Below are 1,096 nucleotides of genomic sequence, written 5' to 3' on the forward strand. Positions count from 1 at the left end.
GGAATGCACAGTTCGCAGAAAATATCGCACAAGGTCATCACTTGGCCTATCTGAATGACATCGATTATCTCAATAAATATCGCCATGCGATCGACCCAAGGAGTGCTGCAAGGCCTCGCGAGATAAACGACTCAAACACGAAGAACGAACGAAACGGCATCGTACGATCAAAAGCCGCAAAACGCGGGTTGATTCGTTTAGAATGCGTCAGTGATTAACCTTGCACTTCAGCTTCTGCTAGCACTTCAGGCTGTTCGCTCTCTTTTGCTGCATCAAGCATCTTACGAATAATCCAAGAGGCAGCCAGCGCCACACCCACCATGACAACCGCCAATACGGTGAGCAATTGGAAGTAATCACCGTAGACCGTTTGCACGATCTCTTGCGTGATGGCTTGGCCTTTCTCTAGGGCGATAGAAGTAGAGAATACCGCGCCAACGATGCCACTGAGCCGCGAAGTGCTCGGCCACAGAGAACAACGCTAACAGAGAAGTTCTCAATGTGTTTTGGTGCAACCGATCAGGATAAACGCAACCACCATTGAGCCCACGATCACTTCAGCAATCGCTTGGAAGAAGTGAATCGCGAGGAAAATCTCTGGCAGGATGATCACATCTTCACTGATATTGATGACGGCGAAGGTCAGAATACCAAAGGCAATGGCGGTTAAAACAAATGCCAAAGCGATCTTTTGTTTGCGGTTTGAGAGGAAGATATCGCGCTTCTCTAGCATTTGCAAAGAAACCTGCCCACGATAGGACCACCCCACCATACACCACAATGGGTTCATCGCCCATGGCCCGCTTCTGGCTCAAGTGGAATGAAGCCAAAGAGGTCGCCTTTTAGCGTGTTGATCGCCACCATATTCATCGACGTCATCATCTGACCGTAGTAGACGAAGAAACATGTGGTCAGGAATGTCACGATTAAGATGGTGCCCATCTTTAACGACTCTGACTTGCTCACTTTAAACATCAAAGAGATAAAGTAGAGAATGGCTGCGCCGCCAATGGCGTAAACGATGTTTTGGTCCAACAGCCATGTTTGAGAACATGAAGAACACCAACGCAATCATGGCTGCAGAAATCACAGCAAA

Annotated in this window: 2 pseudogenes; one reads left to right on the top strand and one right to left on the bottom strand. The window is 48.2% G+C overall.

The features are described 5' to 3' along the window. Window positions 1-218 (top strand): annotated as a pseudogene (locus CIK04_RS33970) (hypothetical protein); the annotation flags it as partial. On the opposite strand, the pseudogene CIK04_RS25745 reads toward CIK04_RS33970, so the two are convergent. After that, window positions 215-1,096: pseudogene (locus tag CIK04_RS25745) on the bottom strand (major facilitator superfamily transporter); the annotation flags it as partial. The pseudogenes CIK04_RS33970 and CIK04_RS25745 overlap by 4 nt on opposite strands.

It is taken from the genome of Vibrio sp. 03_296 (assembly GCF_002265885.1).